The 16636-nt window shown below is 33.4% G+C and carries 18 protein-coding genes; 6 read left to right on the top strand and 12 right to left on the bottom strand.

The window, feature by feature from the left end:
• Positions 1-214: 214 nt before the first annotated feature.
• Both NG806_RS06010 and NG806_RS06005 read right to left on the bottom strand, forming a co-directional pair.
• Positions 215-1081: a sigma-70 family RNA polymerase sigma factor gene (locus tag NG806_RS06010; protein ID WP_055859010.1), complete on the bottom strand. Its 867-nt coding sequence runs from the start codon at positions 1079-1081 to the stop codon at positions 215-217.
• Between the two features lie 208 nt (positions 1082-1289).
• Complete coding sequence (locus NG806_RS06005) at positions 1290-2081, bottom strand: S1/P1 nuclease (protein WP_214824588.1); 792 nt, start codon at positions 2079-2081, stop codon at positions 1290-1292.
• A gap of 417 nt (positions 2082-2498) precedes the next feature.
• On the opposite strand from NG806_RS06005, the gene NG806_RS06000 reads away from it, so the two are divergent.
• From NG806_RS06000 to NG806_RS05990, 3 genes are read left to right on the top strand one after another with little or no spacing between them, the layout of a single operon-like run.
• Entirely contained in the window at positions 2499-3440 is a 942-nt protein-coding gene (locus NG806_RS06000) for a type VI secretion system baseplate subunit TssG (RefSeq protein ID WP_214824590.1), read from the top strand.
• Between the two features lie 54 nt (positions 3441-3494).
• A complete protein-coding gene (locus NG806_RS05995; protein ID WP_214824592.1) occupies positions 3495-4397 on the top strand; it encodes a TssN family type VI secretion system protein in 903 nt (300 codons plus the stop codon).
• 25 nt (positions 4398-4422) lie between these two features.
• On the top strand, positions 4423-5562 hold the full coding sequence (locus NG806_RS05990) for a hypothetical protein (protein ID WP_214824595.1): 1140 nt from the start codon (positions 4423-4425) through the stop codon (positions 5560-5562).
• A 107-nt stretch (positions 5563-5669) separates the two neighbouring features.
• Here the strand turns inward: NG806_RS05990 and NG806_RS05985 are convergent, their stop codons facing one another.
• Positions 5670-6398 (bottom strand): subclass B1 metallo-beta-lactamase IND-17, encoded by a 729-nt coding sequence (locus NG806_RS05985; RefSeq protein ID WP_214824597.1) that lies wholly within the window; start codon positions 6396-6398, stop codon positions 5670-5672.
• A 307-nt stretch (positions 6399-6705) separates the two neighbouring features.
• Here NG806_RS05985 and NG806_RS05980 point away from each other — a divergent pair, with 307 nt between their 5' ends.
• Positions 6706-9135, top strand: coding sequence for a TonB-dependent receptor (locus tag NG806_RS05980; protein WP_261512355.1), 2430 nt, complete (start codon positions 6706-6708; stop codon positions 9133-9135).
• A gap of 56 nt (positions 9136-9191) precedes the next feature.
• On the opposite strand, the gene NG806_RS05975 is transcribed toward NG806_RS05980, so the two are convergent.
• A complete protein-coding gene (locus NG806_RS05975) occupies positions 9192-9845 on the bottom strand; it encodes a metal-dependent transcriptional regulator (protein ID WP_214824602.1) in 654 nt (217 codons plus the stop codon).
• Between the two features lie 85 nt (positions 9846-9930).
• Between NG806_RS05975 and NG806_RS05970 the strand changes: the two genes are divergently transcribed.
• Entirely contained in the window at positions 9931-10959 is a 1029-nt protein-coding gene (locus tag NG806_RS05970; protein ID WP_261512353.1) for a threonine aldolase family protein, read from the top strand.
• A 61-nt stretch (positions 10960-11020) separates the two neighbouring features.
• Here NG806_RS05970 and NG806_RS05965 read toward each other — a convergent pair whose 3' ends face one another.
• Together NG806_RS05965 and NG806_RS05960 are read right to left on the bottom strand one after the other, a co-directional pair.
• A complete protein-coding gene (locus tag NG806_RS05965) occupies positions 11021-11350 on the bottom strand; it encodes a hypothetical protein (protein WP_214824607.1) in 330 nt (109 codons plus the stop codon).
• Between the two features lie 98 nt (positions 11351-11448).
• Entirely contained in the window at positions 11449-11949 is a 501-nt protein-coding gene (locus NG806_RS05960; protein WP_261512352.1) for a hypothetical protein, read from the bottom strand.
• A gap of 239 nt (positions 11950-12188) precedes the next feature.
• Between NG806_RS05960 and NG806_RS05955 the strand changes: the two genes are divergently transcribed.
• Positions 12189-13160, top strand: coding sequence for a hypothetical protein (locus NG806_RS05955; protein WP_214824610.1), 972 nt, complete (start codon positions 12189-12191; stop codon positions 13158-13160).
• Between the two features lie 232 nt (positions 13161-13392).
• Here the strand turns inward: NG806_RS05955 and NG806_RS05950 are convergent, their stop codons facing one another.
• The 6 genes from NG806_RS05950 to NG806_RS05925 all read right to left on the bottom strand — a co-directional run bounded on the left by NG806_RS05950 (position 13393) and on the right by NG806_RS05925 (position 16606).
• The gene (locus NG806_RS05950) at positions 13393-13953 is read right to left on the bottom strand and encodes a DUF4256 domain-containing protein (RefSeq protein ID WP_214824611.1); all 561 of its coding nucleotides are present in this window, start codon (positions 13951-13953) and stop codon (positions 13393-13395) included.
• Between the two features lie 38 nt (positions 13954-13991).
• The gene (locus NG806_RS05945; protein ID WP_261512350.1) at positions 13992-14408 is read right to left on the bottom strand and encodes a DoxX family protein; all 417 of its coding nucleotides are present in this window, start codon (positions 14406-14408) and stop codon (positions 13992-13994) included.
• 18 nt (positions 14409-14426) lie between these two features.
• A complete protein-coding gene (locus NG806_RS05940; protein WP_261512349.1) occupies positions 14427-15005 on the bottom strand; it encodes a YdeI/OmpD-associated family protein in 579 nt (192 codons plus the stop codon).
• A 118-nt stretch (positions 15006-15123) separates the two neighbouring features.
• Complete coding sequence (locus tag NG806_RS05935) at positions 15124-15585, bottom strand: SRPBCC family protein (RefSeq protein WP_261512348.1); 462 nt, start codon at positions 15583-15585, stop codon at positions 15124-15126.
• Between the two features lie 133 nt (positions 15586-15718).
• Positions 15719-16036, bottom strand: coding sequence for an ArsR/SmtB family transcription factor (locus NG806_RS05930; RefSeq protein ID WP_214824629.1), 318 nt, complete (start codon positions 16034-16036; stop codon positions 15719-15721).
• A gap of 144 nt (positions 16037-16180) precedes the next feature.
• Complete coding sequence (locus tag NG806_RS05925; protein WP_214824632.1) at positions 16181-16606, bottom strand: helix-turn-helix domain-containing protein; 426 nt, start codon at positions 16604-16606, stop codon at positions 16181-16183.
• Positions 16607-16636: the final 30 nt, after the last annotated feature.

Genomic DNA, 16636 nt, shown 5'->3' with positions numbered 1-16636 from the left:
AATAACTTATAATTTCACTGCCATTAGGACCGTCATTTCGACTATGGGAGAAATCCATTAATAATTTATCTTTTTTTGAGATTCTTCATTCTGCTTACGCTTCATTCTGAATGACAAATTTTATGATTATTTAATTAGTTGAAGATGTAATATAAAGATAAAAAAAAACGGAGTCTGAAAAATCAAACTCCGCTAATTAATTATTTAGGCTAAATTATTTACCTAGGTAAGATTTCAAAATCTTACTTCTTGTATTATGTTTTAGTCTTTTGATTGCTTTTTCTTTGATCTGACGAACTCTTTCTCTCGTTAGGTCAAAAGTTTCACCAATTTCTTCCAAAGTCATTGGATGTTTTCCGTTTAATCCGAAGTACAATCTTACAAGATCCGCTTCTCTTGGAGTTAAAGTATTCAATGCTCTTTCGATCTCAATTTGAAGAGATTCAAGCATTAGATCTTTATCAGGACTTGGAGATTCTCCAGAACGTAATACATCATAAAGATTAGAATCTTCACCTTCTACTAAAGGTGCATCCATAGACAAGTGTCTACCGGAGTTTTTCATAGATTCTTTAATGTCTTCTTCACTCATGTCAAGAACTTCAGCCAATTCTTCCGGAGAAGGTGGTCTTTCATTTTCCTGCTCAAGGTGAGCGTATGCTTTATTAATTTTGTTAATTGAGCCAATCTTGTTTAGTGGTAATCTTACAATTCTTGACTGTTCTGCCAAAGCCTGTAAAATTGATTGACGAATCCACCAAACTGCGTAAGAGATAAATTTGAAACCTCTGGTCTCATCATATCTTTTTGCAGCTTTCATAAGTCCTAAGTTACCTTCATTGATCAAATCGGGTAAAGAAAGACCTTGGTTTTGATATTGTTTAGATACAGAAACTACGAAACGAAGGTTGGCTTTGATTAATTTTTCCAATGCGGCTCTGTCACCTGCACGAATTTTCTGTGCCAAATCTACTTCTTCGTCTGCAGTAATCAATTCTACCTTACCAATTTCCTGCAAATACTTGTCTAGTGAAGCAGTTTCCCTGTTGGTTACCTGCTTAGTAATTTTTAACTGTCTCATTTATTTTATCCTCAAACTAGAGTTACTATATATTATACGCTTGAAGAGGTTAAAAGGTTACACTAGTTTTAATTTTTTTTAAACTTAAGCTGAATTTTATGAAAACAAAAAAGGCAAAACCGAAGTTCTGCCTGTATTTATGATAGCTGATCATGAATGTTGGTTTCAATTTGATGTTAACATAAACTGAGATCCATTAATCTTTCAATTAAAATAAATCATTCAATAGTTTTGCTAGTCTTAAACCTCCGTAAAGAAGCTGTCTTTCTAATGTATCATTAAATTTATACTGATAATCGAAAGATAAATTTGAACCATCAGGAGTTTGTGCATAGATTTTATTGGCAATTTTATGAGAATCATATAACCAATCTTCTAATGTTCCGTATTGGATCTGCTTTACTTCATCCTTAGATTTAATATCCAATAACCTTGAATATTCCGTATAGCTGTATTTTTGAGAGTCTACTAATTTCCCATCCCATACTGAATGTAAGTTTGTTTTATCTCCAAAATAAGTTACATTAATTTTGTTGCCTCCTAAATCTTCAGCTCTTCCGACATGCAAAGGCTGTGCAAGATCTCCCATTATATGAATAAGGAATACCAAAGCAATTTTTCTGTCTTTTTCAGATGTTTTTTCATCTTTTACCTGTGCAGATAATGTTTTTACCTGAGAATAAAGACTTGGACCTGCCTGAGCTTTTAAATTTTGCTCAAATGTTTTAAAATCAGCTTGCGGCGCTATATTTACATAATGCCATGCTGAGGCCTGTTTCCAAACGCCTGTGGTATCAGATTTAATAAAATCCGGCCAGTTTGCCCAATAAGCAAGACGTTCCTGACCCATTATTTTTCTGATTTCCCTTCTTGCTTTTCCGGAAAGATGGTTTTCTGCGATTTCTGCAATAATTCTGTGCCCCGTTAATCCCCATGCAAATGAATAAAGAGAAGAGGAGATGAATGCTAAAATTAAAATTTTAGAATAAATACTTTTCATTGTAAATAACATTTTCAATCTGCAAAGATAAACCAGCTTTTTATAAGTAGAGATAAAAAAGATTAATTTCTTATGAGAAAGAGATTAATAAAATTTAATTTAAATAAAAGAAGGAAACATTTGTTTAAATAGATCAGTATGATAGAATGTTTTCCGATATTATAGATGATTTTATATTAAGCTGTATCTTAATAAAGCATCTTATTATGTTTTTTAAGTAGTAAAGTGTACAAGTATAGTATATCAATGTTTTTTATTCCTTAATTTTTATCTACATCTGCCTTTGATTATACAAAAATTTTATATTTTTACTCCTACTAATAATGATATTATCTTTGAAATGTAAAAATTATATAATATTTTTTTTCCATCTCATGAGATATATTATCTTTACAAGTCATAATCACGGGAAACACTATGTATGAGAATAATATTGTAGATATGCATTACAATAAACTGCAGACCGATTTTAAAGCTGAATCGGTAGCAGTTAATCTTTTGAAATATCACAGATCAGTAAGCAATATTTTCATTGACCGCATTGGAATCAATGACAGGGCTTATTTAAAAGATATCAAGAGTATTTCGAGCAATTATTTAGGATTTGATGAAGAAGTATTTACGATAGAGACTTATAGAGAGGGGATCTATGATTATCTTCCGGAAGGCTTATTTCATCCACCATCATTAAGTACTACGAGAAAGAACGTAGAGGGTGTTGTTAAGGAAATCCGTAAACAAAAAAAAGTAGAGGAAGACGCGAGAAAATTTTTTCGTCCCTTCGAATTAGAGATATTTTTTACAGAGATCAGCGCTTTATCAAAAGAGTTTGATTTTGAAGTTTCCAGTGATACCGATACATTGCTTGAAACCATTACTGAACTTTGGCCTATTGTAAAACAACTTGACCAGAAAAATGCGTACATCTTTATGCACATCCTACCTTTTTTTCATCAGATTCGTGGTGATAAAAGATGGTTTGAAAGATGTCTAACTGCTTTTTTGCGTGTTCCGGTAGAAATAACCTTTACTCCAAATGTCATTGATGATATTGAAGAAAATGATGATTCAATGTTATTGGGGAATTCAAGATTAGGGGTTACCTACATTCCAAGTGGCAGACACATGGATGGACAACGAAATTGGGTGGTCAATATAGGACCTATTCCTTATGAAAATATGAAAATGTATATTCCTGGACATCCTTTCAGAAAAGTGCTTCAGGCTTTATATGATTATTTCCTTCCTGTGACAGTAGATATACATGAGAATTTTATAACAGAGAAACAAGAATATTCGTTTAAGCTGGAAGATGATGAAAGAAATGCGAACCGCCTTGGATACTCTACCTTTCTGTAAAATATTTTACTATATTTACAAGCACCAATACATTATAAATTTGAAAAACGACCAATGGAAATTTCTTCAGTAAAAGGAATCTTTTTAAGATATATTTTAATGCCTTTAATAGCAGTTATTATGATGATTATACTAGGTGTAATCAGACGAAATAAACCTGCTATAAAAATTAAGGTCATCATCATTTATGTTCTGCTATGCAGTTTATGTTTAGCCTTACCTGGTTTTTTTGGATTTGCCGGGAATTTATTTAATCCTTACTGGTATCTTATTGCACAAATCGTCTATCTGATTTTTGGTATTATCCATGTAAATTTGTTAGACAGGTATTTTAAAAAACATATTGAATCTGTGCCAATGAGTATATTATTTGAATCTATACTTTCATTGACGTGTATTGCTTTTGGAGGGTATCTCTTTGTACTTCTGTTCAAATGGATGAGTGTGGGAACAGGGTATCCGGTAATGTCGGCGACGAGTGTAATTATATTTCTTGTTCCGATGGTATTTCATTACTGTTATGTTCAGTTTATCAGTATTCCGGTTGATATTTATAAAACATGGCGTTATTCTCCGGATCAGAGGCTTCCTGATTTTGAAGGCGCGGATTTTGATAGACTCATGGTATTGAATGTAGAACTGAGTAAAAATTTGGAAGATGCCAACAGATTTAGAATTAAAGCTAAAACACTCCCAACAGGGGTAACTTTTGGGGACTGGTTCTATAGAGTGGTGGATGACTACAATCATAAAAACCCTAAGTCGATCATTCATCTTACAGACGAAGAAAGAGAATCCTATTATTGGATCTTCTATACTAAAAAATCGTTTTTCAGTTTCAGAAAGTATATTGATTTTGACCAGGATATCATGGCAAATGGAATTTCTGAAAATGAAGTCGTTATTTGTAAAAGAGTTATTCAGCATGAAGAAGAAGGAATAACAAGAAAATCATAACCACACAAAATTTAAAGTATTTAATATGATACAGCCTATTAAACATTTTGCAATCAATTGGGTAGATGGGATGAAAGTTTCCCAGAGACACCTTAATGATCAGGATAATTTTTTAATTGATACCATTAGAGATTCCAATTCACTTGGAATTACTCCATATAATTATGGGCTTCTTCCCATTTCCAATGAGTTTACCGATAAAACAATATTTGATGTTCATAATACAGCAACGAATGATGTTCAATTGGTGATCAAGCGTTGTAGTGCTGTTACATTGGCAGGCTACAGAATGGAGATGAGTGATAGGAGAGTGAGTGTAAAATCATTGGCAAAATCGATGAATGAAGAGCAGGCCGATGGTGAATATTATATTTTAATTTCAGTTAATCCTTTTGATAAAGTACCTTTTGGGGATATTGATCCTGAGGAAATACCTCCGCGTCATCCTAATGCACAGCCCAATTATCATATTGAATTACTTCCTGTTACTTCTTTAAACAGCAGCTATTCGGGAGGAAATTATCTGATCGTTGGGAAAGTAGATTTAAAAGGAAATATCGCACAGGTTAATTCTAATTTTATTCCGCCATGTACTTCTATTCAGAGTCACCCTGTTTTGGTTGATTATTACGGAAGCTTTGCAAAATCTATTGGAAATTTACAACAGTATGCTTTTAAGATCGTTCAGAAGGCATCTCATAAAAATCAGAATACAGCTTTAGCACAAAACGTTAAATTTTTGTGTAGTACCCTGATCAATACATTTGGCGATATGTATTTTCAATTTAGAAATGTCATTCCTTCGCAGCCACCTATATTTTTAATCGAATCTTTTGCTAAACTGGCACTTCGTTTATATAATACTACCCAAGTTTTAGTTCCTGCAGAATTGGAAGAGATGCTAAACTATAGTTTAGAATGGAGTGAAATAGCTCCTCATACCTTGCTTAATCAACTTTCAATTGTTGCTGAAACCAATTATGATCACCATAATTGTGGAGAGCCTTTACTGTACATTCAGCAGATGCTAAGAAGTTTGGAAACGATTTTCTCTAAACTAAGTGAACTGGATTATATCGGACAGAGAAAAGAAAATATTATTGTTAATGAACAGGAAGTATCTAATAATGCCAATCCGAAAAGAGGTTGGAGTGTTTTAGATTAATCCAATACAATTTAAATATATTAAATCCCGTTTATCGGGATTTTTTTGTTTTAAGAAACAGAACAAAAAAGACCTAACAATTTGTCAAGTCTTTTTTATTTTAAATTCTATTTTTTATTTTCATTTAGAAGTTCCAGTGTATGTTCTACATGACCTCCACCTTTCCATTCGTCATGTCCGGGAACAACCATCGTTGCTCCAGGGTATTTAGATTTTAGTTTAGCCATCGTCAAAGGCCACTGCTTTACATTGGCTTCACCAGTATAGCCCAAGTCTGTTGCATTTCTGCTTTTTACAAGACATCCACCATCCAATATATTGTATTTTGGAAACCATACCACGACATTATCTGCAGTGTGTCCTTCTCCAAGAAAATCTACAACAAACTCTTCTCCTCCTATACGATAAGGTTTTCCTGTTTTTGTGATCTCACTTGATGTAGCTTTTCCTTCTTTCTTCAATAGCTCATTGGTTTTTACAGTTGCGTAAGTTTTAATTCCTTTATTATTGTAAAAACTTAAATCTCCCGCTCTATCATCATGCGAATGTGTTGCAAATACAGCAATAATCGGTAGGTTATGGCGTTTTTTTATAGTATCCATCAGGCTTTGATATTGCGTTTTCTGCCAAGGCACATCAAAGAGAACGACTCCTTTTTTGGTAACTAGATACATCGCATTGGTAGAATATTCTCTGCCTCCAAATACACCAAAAGTTTTGTAAATATACAGATTGGGTTTAATGGGAGGTTCGATCACAAAATCTCTTACCTGAGCATTAACAAACTGACTTAAAAATAAAACGGAAATAATTAAAAATCGAATACTTTTTCTCATAATTTTTTTGAATGATAATTAAAATTTTACTGCTTTTAGGAAAAGACGGAATCGAAGCAGAAAGTTTTGCAAACCTAATTAAAATTAAAATATTGAGCATTTATGGAATAGAATTTAACCGTTTTTTAACGGTTGAGCGTATTTATGGTTCTATATTTTAATCAATTTGCTTTTGTAAAGTTTTTAAACTAATGCAACTTTGTTGCATTAGTTTGTTTTTTTTTAATACTTTTGCTTTTTATTAAAATAGGGTTTCTTTTAAAGTTGAAACTAAGTTTTAAACTAATCACGGTTAAATATGATGTATATGAACTTTAGATTTATTCTGTCAGTATTAGGTGTTTTTATTATTTCCACAGTAAAAGCACAGGATGGAGAAGCAACGGGAAGAGTATTTTTTGAAAACGGAGGATCTTCAGATACTGAAGTAATATTAAAAGATACACAGACAAAAACAACCACCGATAAAAACGGAAATTATACGATTAAAAATATAGTTCCGGGAAATTATAAACTTTTAATTAAAGCTAAAGGATATGAAAATATGGAGCAGGAAGTTTCCATAGAGAAAAAGCATACCGTGATTCCAAATATTTTATTGATCCGCGACAGTAATAAAATTGATGAAGTAGTGATAACAGGAGTTTCAAAAGAAACTTTAATTAAAGAGAATCCAGTTGCTATTATAAGTATTTCTTCCAAACAGATTGAAAAGACGATAGCTACTAATATTATCAGCTCTTTGGTAAAATCAGCTCCGGGTCTGAGTGTGGTAGAGACAGGACCTAATATTTCCAAACCTTTTATCAGAGGACTGGGATATAACCGTGTATTAACACTCTATGATGGAATACGGCAAGAAGGTCAGCAATGGGGAGATGAGCACGGTATAGAAGTAGCTCCTTATATAGTTGAGCGTGCAGAAGTGATAAAAGGACCTGCCAGTTTGATGTTTGGTTCTGATGCACTGGCTGGTGTCGTTAGCCTATTTCCTCATATTCCTACTCAGGATGATGGTATTATTCATGGAAAAATAACCAGCGAGTATCAGGGTAATAATAGTCTTATAGGAAATGGGATGCAATTTGATTATAAGAAGAATTCTTTCATAGCCTCATTAAATGCTTCTTATAGAATGGCAAAAAACTATAGAAATTCTATGGATGGGAGAGTATATAATACCAATTTTGAGGAAAAGAACTTTTCCTTTCTATTAGGACGTAAAACAAGAACCAGCTTTTCGAAACTTAATTTTACACTATATGATAATCTTCAGGGGATACCAGATGGTAGTCGTGACGCTAAGACCGGAAAATTTACATATCAGGTGGGAGAGGGTGAAGATGATGATGTAGAAAAAAGACCCATTGTTTCAGAGAGAGAACTCAATTCATATGCTCTTTCACCTTTACATCAGAGAATTCAGCATTACCGACTTTATGCGCAGCATACTCAACAAATTGGAAAAGGAGACCTGGATGTTCAGCTTGCTTTGCAGAAAAATATCCGTAGGGAATATAATCACCCGACTTTACCTTCCCAGCCGGGAATGTATGTTCAGCTTAATACTTTAAATTATGGAGTCCGCTATAATTTTCCCAAGTTTTCTTCTTTTGAAATTTCTGCAGGTGTTAACGGAATGATGCAAAATAATAAAAACAAATCTGCCACGGATTTTCCTATTCCTGATTATGACTTAAGTGAAGGTGGTGTCTACGCTTATGCCAAATGGAAATATAAGAGATTGAACATCAGTGGTGGTGCCCGTTATGACATCCGAAATGTCAGGTGGAATAATTTCTATGTACAGACCAATCCGGTAACCCAGTTTGAAGAACAGGCTACTCAGGTATCTTCTCATGCTGAATTGAGATTTCCATCATACAGCAAAACTTTTGGCGGGGTATCAGCTAGCATAGGATCTGCTTTTCAATTAACAAAACAGATCAGTCTTAAAGCTAATATTGGAAGAAGCTACAGGGCACCAAATATTACGGAGATTGGTTCCAATGGACTGGATCCGGGAGCTCATATTATCTATAAAGGAAACAGGGATTTCAATCCTGAATTCTCATTGCAGGAAGATCTGGGGGTAAGTACACGTTTCAAAGATTTCTCAGCAGATGTAAGCTGGTTTAATAATCATATTCAGAATTATATCTATCTTTCATTACTAGTAGATGGACAAGGAAATCCTCTTGTCGACGCTCAGGGAAATAAGACCTATCAGTATCAGCAGGCCTCTGCTCAACTTTATGGTATGGAAGCATGGCTATCACTACATCCGGAAAAATGGAAAGGATTTAACTTTGAAACCAGCCTGTCTCTTATTTATGGATTTAACCGTGATAAGATGTTTAAAAGTAAAGGAAATAACGGAGAGCATCTTCCTTTGATTTCTCCGCTAAAACTATCCAGTAGCATATCACAGAAAATAGCTACCCGATCAAAAGTCTTTTCATCCATGACTCCTACAGCGGACGTGGAATTTTCAGCAGCACAAAACAGATATTTGGGTTTGAATGATACAGAAACGGCAACAAAAGATTATACTTTATTTAATATAGGGATCTCTGTTAACATGAACTATTCTGAAAACCATTCTGCAGTCCTATTGCTTCAGGTGAATAATGTGTTCGATCGTGCTTATCAATCACATCTTAGCAGACTAAAGTATTTGGGAAATATTTATAATATGGGAAGAAATGTGTCGTTGAAACTTATTGTTCCTTTTTAAGTTGGAACTTAAGAACAAAAAAGGTGGCTGAAGCTCTCAAAACCACCTTTTTTATTTTATTTTTTGACTAATATTTTCTCGGTTGCTTTTTTACTAAGGACCTCTCTCTTTCCTTCAATTTCTATAGTGACAGATTTGTCAAAGTTTTCGATTTTTATGATCTTAATTCTGGTATTCAGCAGTAACTTTCTTTCTGTAAGATAACTTAAAAAAGCATCATCAGATAAGGTGACAGAAGCAAAAATTACAGTTTCACCAACTTCACAATTGCTTAATTTCTGCAAATCCTGAGCGATGATATTGCCATCTTTATCAGGAATAGGTTCTCCATGAGGATCGAATTTTGGATAATCTAAAATTTCATCCATTTTATCAAAAAAGACCTGAGAATGTACATGCTCCAGCTGTTCTGCAATTTCATGAACATTTTCCCAGCCGAAGTTCATCTTTTTTACCAGGAACATTTCTGTAAGCCTGTGCTTGCGAACCACCAAAGCAGCCTCCCGTTTTCCTTTATCAGTGACACGAAGGGGTTTGTAGGTCTCATAAATTACCCAGCTCTTTTCTGCAAATTTCTTCATCATATTATTAACGCTTGGCATTTTTACATTTAGAAATTTGCTGAGTTCGTTAATTGTTACTTTACCTTCATTATCAACCAAATGAAACAAAGCTTTCAGATAATTTTCTTCTGTTAATGTTGTTTTCAAAATGTTAGATGATTTTAACTACAAATCTAACAAAATTTTGTGAAAATTTTATGCTTGTTCCTTTAAGTTTTTTTAATTTTGTCTTATGAAATTTTCTTTTAAAAACGATTACTCAGAGGGGTGTCACCCTAATATATTACAAGCACTTTTACAATCTAACCTTGAACAGGAAGCTGGCTATGGAGAGGATAGATATTGTTTAGAAGCTAAAGAATTGATCAGAGAAAAGATAGGCCGTAAAGATTCTGAAATTTATTTTGTTTCTGGAGGAACACAAGCAAACCTGATTGTTATTTCTTCGATTTTAAGACCTTATCAAGCGGCTATTTCTGCTGCTACCGGACATATATTAAATAATGAAGCTGGTGCTATTGAGGCAACGGGGCATAAGATCTTAAGTATTGATACTGAAGATGGTAAATTAAGACCATCAGATATTATTCCTGTATTGGAAGGACATAGCAATGTTCCGCATCAGGTGATGCCTAAGCTGGTTTATATTTCAAATTCTACTGAATTAGGAACAACCTATAATAGGAAGGAACTGGAAGATCTTTCCAGTTTTTGTAAGCAGAATAACTTATATCTGTTCATGGATGGGGCAAGATTAGGTCATGGTTTAACAGCTGAGACTAGTGATCTGACTTTAGAAAAAATAGCAGAACTAACTGATATTTTCTATTTAGGTGGAACTAAAAATGGAGCATTAATAGGAGAGGCGATTGTGATCAATAACCCTGTTCTTAATGAGAATTTTGGTTTTAGCATTAAACAAAAAGGAGCCATGTTGGCTAAAGGAAGACTTCTTGGAATTCAGTTTTTAGAACTGATGAAAAATGATCTTTATTTTGATCTGGCGAAACATGCTAATCAGCAGGCTATGAAAATAAAAAATGCTTTACAGGAAAGGGGAGCTTCTTTTCTTTCTGATTCGTATACCAATCAGATATTTCCTGTTTTAAATAATGATCTGATTGAGATCCTGGCGGAGAAATTTGAATTTTATGTGTGGAAAAAAATAGATGATCAATCTTCTGCTATACGGTTAATAACCTCCTGGAATACTTCTGATAAAGGGGTAGATGATTTTATAGAAACTATTAAAAACAACTAAGAATTATAAATAAAAAAACAGCCTTTTAAAAGCTGTTTTTTTTATTTCTTTATACAAGAGGTTAATCCTGCGGATGTGGTTGAAGTATTTTTTTTATGCCTTCAACAACTTCATCTTCAAGACGTTTGATCTTATCTTTTTTCATTCTGATATAAATAGCAATCGGAAATTGGAATATTAAATAAACAATAGGCATGTCGTTATTGGTTTGTGTAGTTACCATACCTGTTTCGGGATTGGCATTTATTTTTACATTTCCTGTAATTGTAAAACCACTGGTACGCACCTGTAATGCTCCAAAACTTGTCTGAATTTTATATTGAGGAAATGTTTTCCTTAAATCTTCAATAAATTCTTTTTTTGAAAACGGACTGAATAGTAAACTCTGCATAAATTGTATTTAGTTATGATTCCTATGAATGAAGTTCTTGTATAGCAAATACTATGCTGAAATATTTCATTACTGTATGAATAATAACGAAAAATATTTTATTTTAATCCTTTTGAGACAATAGAGCAATCTGCTGTTTCCATTTTTGGACCATCTTTATAAGTGATCTTCTTTTCATCAGCGTATTTACTTTGTGAACCTTCTTCTTTATGGTCACCAATTCCTTCGATCAAAGCATTATCTTTTTGAATGAAGAAAATATCGCGTTTGCTTTTTGAACCTTCAGACTGAAATTCATAGGTTAGTTTTAAAGTATCACCTGATTTGAAGCCTGTTATATCTCCTGTAGAACCGTCTTTCTCACTGTTTTTGTACGATAATTTACCGGAAATTGTTCCCAAATTATCATCAATAGAAGCAAAAACACTGTCTTTACCAATCACCCCTAAATAACAAAATGACTTAGGACCTAATGTATCAACAACAGCTTCAGTAGTTGCAGTGGAATCTGTATTCACTTTTGGAGTTACATTTTCTGCTTTTTTATTACAATTCATTAAAAAAACTGACAATGAACCCAACACAATTAATTTTTTCATATCCTTAGTATTATATTAAATCAAATTTCAATTTTGCTAAAATAGCAATAGTATTTAAATCAAAGATACATTTATTGTAAATAAAATTTCATCAAAAAAGTATTGAAAATACTTGTGTATATCATAATTTCTCTAATTGCTGAGAATCGTTTAAAAAAAATATTTGTGAATATTTATTCGTACAGAGGAAAATAATTTAGGCACAGAAAGTGCTTATAAAATGGTATTAAAAAAGGTCTATGTACAAAATTTTTGAAATCTTAACTGTTGTTTTATTTTTCTGTGGAATTAATTTATTAAGATCGCAGACGCCACAAAATTATATTTACACTTCCTCCGGGGATTTAGAGCAAATAGAAAAAATGATCAGCCGAAAAGATATAGGTGGTGTCCAAATTGTTTATAACTGGAAATCCTTAGAAACTGAAAAAGATGTTTACGATTTTTCAAGAATTGAGAAGGATCTTGATTATTTGACAAAATTAGACAGAAAATTATTTATTCAGCTACAGGATAGATTTTTTGAACCTCAGGCAAGATATGTTCCGGATTATATTTTAAAAGATAAAGAATATAACGGCGGACTGGTTCCTCAATATGATAACCCAGGTGAAAATAAACCAATAGGAAATGGATGGGCTACCCAACAATGGAATTCAGAGGTTCGGAAGAGATTTCAAAAACTGATAGGAGAGTTGGCTAAAAAGTTCGATGGAAAAATTCAGGGAATCAATTTACCAGAGACTGCCATTGATATCGATATGAAAAAAGATAAAACAGGATTTAGTTGTGATTCTTATTTTCAGGCCGAGCTTGATAATCTGAAGTTTGCACGAAGCGCTTTCTCAAAATCTTATGTTTTACAATATGTCAATTTTTTCCCTTGTGAATGGGAAAATGATCATCAATATATGTCAAGGCTGTTTGAGTTTGCAAAAGAAAATAATATAGGCTTGGGAGGACCGGATATTGTTCCCAATAAAAATGCACAGATGAAAAACTCTTATCCTTTCTTTAATAAATATAAGGGAAAACTTCCTTTAGTAGCGATGGCTGTACAGGAACCAACACTTACCTATAAAAATCCCAAGACTAAAAAGCCTTTTACAAAAGAGGAATTTGTAATGTATGCAGAAAATTATTTGGGCGTGAATATTATCTTTTGGAGTGTAGAATCGCCATGGCTGAAAGTAGGAAAGACTAAAGAATAGAGTGGGTTTTAATAGACCGTATTTATTTAAAATTTTTTGTCTCGCAGATTTTACAGATGGCGCAGATCCTTTTTCTTTGAAAAATAAATCTGCTGAATCCGCTAAATCTGCGAGCGGTAAAAATATTTGGTAGTAGATAAAATGTTAAATTCTAAATTTTGAATTTTAAAATTAGAAATATTTAACAATCAAATGTCTTAATTCAAAATCCACATTTGAGATCTAGAATCCTTCACACCCTCAAAGATCCACGAAAACCTCTCGCAGCATAATAGGAGTCTGCTCCGTTGTGGTACATGAAAACTTTATTGTAACGGCGGTCGCAAAAGATTGCTCCTCCTAATTCACGAATGTCGGAAGGTGTTTTTACCCAGCTTGAGGTTTTCAGATCGAACTTTCCTAATTCCTGAAGTTGACGGTATTCATCTTCGGTTAACAGTTCGATTCCCATTTCTGAAGCTTTGTCAATTGCATTACTTTCCGGTTTATTGGCTTTTCTGGACTCCCAGGCCTGATAATCATAGCACAAGCTTCTACGCTTTGGACTCTCTGGAGAACAGTCGAAGAAAATATATTCGTTTGTTTTTTTATCAAAACCTACAACATCGGGTTCGCCTTCAGTTTCTTCCATTTCGTTTAAAGACCAAAGCTTTTCGGAATTGGCTTCTAATTTTGTCTGGATTTTGTTCCAGTCGAGATCTTTATGACGATTCATATTTTTCTCAAAACGAATTTTTAAAACTTTTAAAAGTTCCCGACTTTGTTCCGATGAGATTTTTTTATTTTTTTTCATAAGAATAGTTTGTGGTGGTAGTTTTATACTGAATGTATTTAAATTATTTTTCTTTCTGCTGGCCTAAAATACCAGGATATTACAGTAAGAACAAGAAGTAATAATGATGCGAATATTTTACTAAAGTTATGATCTGAAGCTAGGTGAGAGATAATAGCTCCTGACATCACAAAGAAAAATCCAGCGTATGCCCATTCTTTTAGTAAAGGACGCTTTGGAATGAGAATGGCAATGACACCCAGAATTTTCCAGACTCCTATAATGGTCATTAAATAAACTGGAAATCCTAAACTTGTAAAGTTTTCTACTTCATCCTTGTTTTTTAATAGCTGAACAGCAGCTGTAGATACCATTCCTAATGCCAGCCATAGTGTAAAAATCCAGTAGATGATTTTATTTCTTTTTTGAGATTGCGTTTGTGTTTGTACTTGTGTTGTTTGTGTCTGTGTTTCCATGATATTGTGATTTGAATATTAGTCATTAAGTCCTTTACCGGCAAGAATTTGAGGAATGCATTTTTCAATTCTCGCTTCGCGGGTTTTGGATTGTTTAGGTGAAGAAAAATGGAGTAGGTAGGCTCTTTGCCTTCCGGGAGTTAAAGCCTCAAAAGCGGATTTTAATTCTGAATTATGATCCAGTGTATGCTGAAATTCTTCAGGCATTTCAAATTGCTTTGTTTCTTTCAGTATGACTTTTAAGCCCGCTTTTTCTACTTCAAGTGCTTGATACATATAAGTTTTAAGTACCTTTTCCAGATCATCGATTTCCTTAAGATTGGTAAATCGAATCTGTCTTGCAGCTTGCACGTTTTCAGATTGAAGGATCAGAATGTTATGAGTGTCGTTCAATAAAGCACCTTTAAAAAAGAGTAGGGCGCAGTATTCTTTAAAGCCATGGATCAGAAATATATTTTTCCCATGGTAGGTATAACAGGGACATCCCCATTTTAATTCCTCTTCAAGTCCTGTGTCTAAAGCAATTGTTCTTAATTTTTCAAATTCTTTCTGCCATTGTTTGGCTGTTTCAAAGAAGAAGTCAACTTTTGGATTCATGGTGTTTTGAGTTATGAGTTACGAGGTTCGGGCGTTGCTGAGTATTTTAAATTTCATCCCTTGATTGTCATTTATGCCTAATTTTAAAATCTAAAATTCAGCTTCTGTCTTTCATCTTTTAATTTTTAAAAACTTCCTGCAATCTATTATGTGCCATATTAAGTCCTTGTGCAAATGGTAATTTCAGCATTTGGTCTCTGTAATCGACTGATTTGTAGATTACGTTGATGGTGAGCTTGCTGGTGTTATCAGTTAGTTTTTCAAAATTAAGAAATTCAAACTGGGGTGGGAAAGGAGCATCATTCATTTCAAAAGTCCGTGTGATTTGCTGATTGGGAATGAGGTCGTGAATAGTTCCATGTGCACGAAATACTACGTTTCCATTGGGATCAGAAGTTTCAAACTGATAACCACCATGTTGTTTATTTTCAAGTTTTAAGACTTTTGTTCCCATCCATTGTTCTACAATTTCCGGTTCTGTATATGCTTTAAAGAGCAACTCTACAGGAAGATCAAATTCTCTGGTTATCTGTATTTCCTGTTTGTTGTCTTCAGCGTGAATTTTTGTTTTGAGTTCCATATTTTTTTAGTTTTGGTGTTACGAGCTACGGTGTTTCGGATTCAAGTTTGAGAGTGTGAGTTACGGGTTCTGGGTTTTGGTATTTCAAAATCTAAAATTCAAAATTTAGAATTTAACTCCCACCTATAACCTTTTACCCTTGATACTTTTTCATTATATCCTCCAGTTTATTAAATCGGTCATCCCACATTTTGCGGAAAGGTTCTATAAAGTCGGCTATTTCTTTCATTTTATTTGGATTTAGGTGATAGATCATTTCGCGGCCATTTTGTTCCTGCGTCAGTAATTCACATTCCGTAAGAATCTGAAGGTGCTTGGAAACCGTAGGTCTGGCTGTATCAAACTTTGAGGCAATACTTCCGGCAGTCATAGATTGAGTTGCTACCAGCATCAAAATCGCTCTTCGGGTAGGATCTGCTATTGCCTGAAATACATCTCTTCTTAAGTTCATCGTGTAGTTATTTGACTACAAATATATATGAAGTTATTTAACTACGCAAATATTTTTATGATAAATTGTTGGTTTTTAATGAAAAACCTCTTGCAATAGGTATTGCAAGAGGGTATTAATATCATTTAAAATAAATTATTTTAATTATTTTTCTTCCATAAGTCTCTCCAATCTTGTCATCATCTCATCTTTTTCCTTCAACATTCTTTCGTATAGTTCGATTTTTTCTTCATGAAGTTTAATAATTTGATCAATAGGATAAAAGGTAGGATTATACTGTATAACAGCACTTTGATCATGGTTATTAATTGTACTTGCAATAATATTCACAGCCTGTTCTTCATCAAAATTCTCAATGGCTTCAGTCGGGATTTTCAAAATCTTAGCAACATGTTCTAAGATATCTGATTCTACAGTTTCTTTCTGTTCGAGAAGGGAAATTTTCTTTTGATTCCAATCATCACCTAATTCAAAAGCTAAGGCTTCCTGTTTAATACCTAACATTTCACGGAAACGTTTGATATTTCGGCCCTGATGTATTTTTTTAGTTTGCATATCTGTGTTTGTCATAATAACAAATATAGAATTTTAAGTTTGAAG

This window comes from Chryseobacterium paludis (genome assembly GCF_025403485.1).
GTDB lineage: Bacteria > Bacteroidota > Bacteroidia > Flavobacteriales > Weeksellaceae > Chryseobacterium > Chryseobacterium paludis.
The sequence above is the reverse complement of the archived record's forward strand: the minus strand, read 5'-3'. Positions and strand labels throughout refer to the sequence as shown.

What these genes read in the sequence shown, in the direction of transcription:
- NG806_RS06010 (WP_055859010.1), bottom strand. Translation starts at nt 1,081, where the DNA reads ATGAGACAGTTAAAAATTACTAAGCAGGTAACCAACAGGGAAACTGCT.
- NG806_RS06005 (WP_214824588.1), bottom strand. Translation starts at nt 2,081, where the DNA reads ATGAAAAGTATTTATTCTAAAATTTTAATTTTAGCATTCATCTCCTCT.
- NG806_RS06000 (WP_214824590.1), top strand. Translation starts at nt 2,499, where the DNA reads ATGTATGAGAATAATATTGTAGATATGCATTACAATAAACTGCAGACC.
- NG806_RS05995 (WP_214824592.1), top strand. Translation starts at nt 3,495, where the DNA reads ATGGAAATTTCTTCAGTAAAAGGAATCTTTTTAAGATATATTTTAATG.
- NG806_RS05990 (WP_214824595.1), top strand. Translation starts at nt 4,423, where the DNA reads ATGATACAGCCTATTAAACATTTTGCAATCAATTGGGTAGATGGGATG.
- NG806_RS05985 (WP_214824597.1), bottom strand. Translation starts at nt 6,398, where the DNA reads ATGAGAAAAAGTATTCGATTTTTAATTATTTCCGTTTTATTTTTAAGT.
- NG806_RS05980 (WP_261512355.1), top strand. Translation starts at nt 6,706, where the DNA reads ATGAACTTTAGATTTATTCTGTCAGTATTAGGTGTTTTTATTATTTCC.
- NG806_RS05970 (WP_261512353.1), top strand. Translation starts at nt 9,931, where the DNA reads ATGAAATTTTCTTTTAAAAACGATTACTCAGAGGGGTGTCACCCTAAT.
- NG806_RS05965 (WP_214824607.1), bottom strand. Translation starts at nt 11,350, where the DNA reads ATGCAGAGTTTACTATTCAGTCCGTTTTCAAAAAAAGAATTTATTGAA.
- NG806_RS05960 (WP_261512352.1), bottom strand. Translation starts at nt 11,949, where the DNA reads ATGAAAAAATTAATTGTGTTGGGTTCATTGTCAGTTTTTTTAATGAAT.
- NG806_RS05955 (WP_214824610.1), top strand. Translation starts at nt 12,189, where the DNA reads ATGTACAAAATTTTTGAAATCTTAACTGTTGTTTTATTTTTCTGTGGA.
- NG806_RS05950 (WP_214824611.1), bottom strand. Translation starts at nt 13,953, where the DNA reads ATGAAAAAAAATAAAAAAATCTCATCGGAACAAAGTCGGGAACTTTTA.
- NG806_RS05945 (WP_261512350.1), bottom strand. Translation starts at nt 14,408, where the DNA reads ATGGAAACACAGACACAAACAACACAAGTACAAACACAAACGCAATCT.
- NG806_RS05940 (WP_261512349.1), bottom strand. Translation starts at nt 15,005, where the DNA reads ATGAATCCAAAAGTTGACTTCTTCTTTGAAACAGCCAAACAATGGCAG.
- NG806_RS05935 (WP_261512348.1), bottom strand. Translation starts at nt 15,585, where the DNA reads ATGGAACTCAAAACAAAAATTCACGCTGAAGACAACAAACAGGAAATA.
- NG806_RS05930 (WP_214824629.1), bottom strand. Translation starts at nt 16,036, where the DNA reads ATGAACTTAAGAAGAGATGTATTTCAGGCAATAGCAGATCCTACCCGA.
- NG806_RS05925 (WP_214824632.1), bottom strand. Translation starts at nt 16,606, where the DNA reads ATGACAAACACAGATATGCAAACTAAAAAAATACATCAGGGCCGAAAT.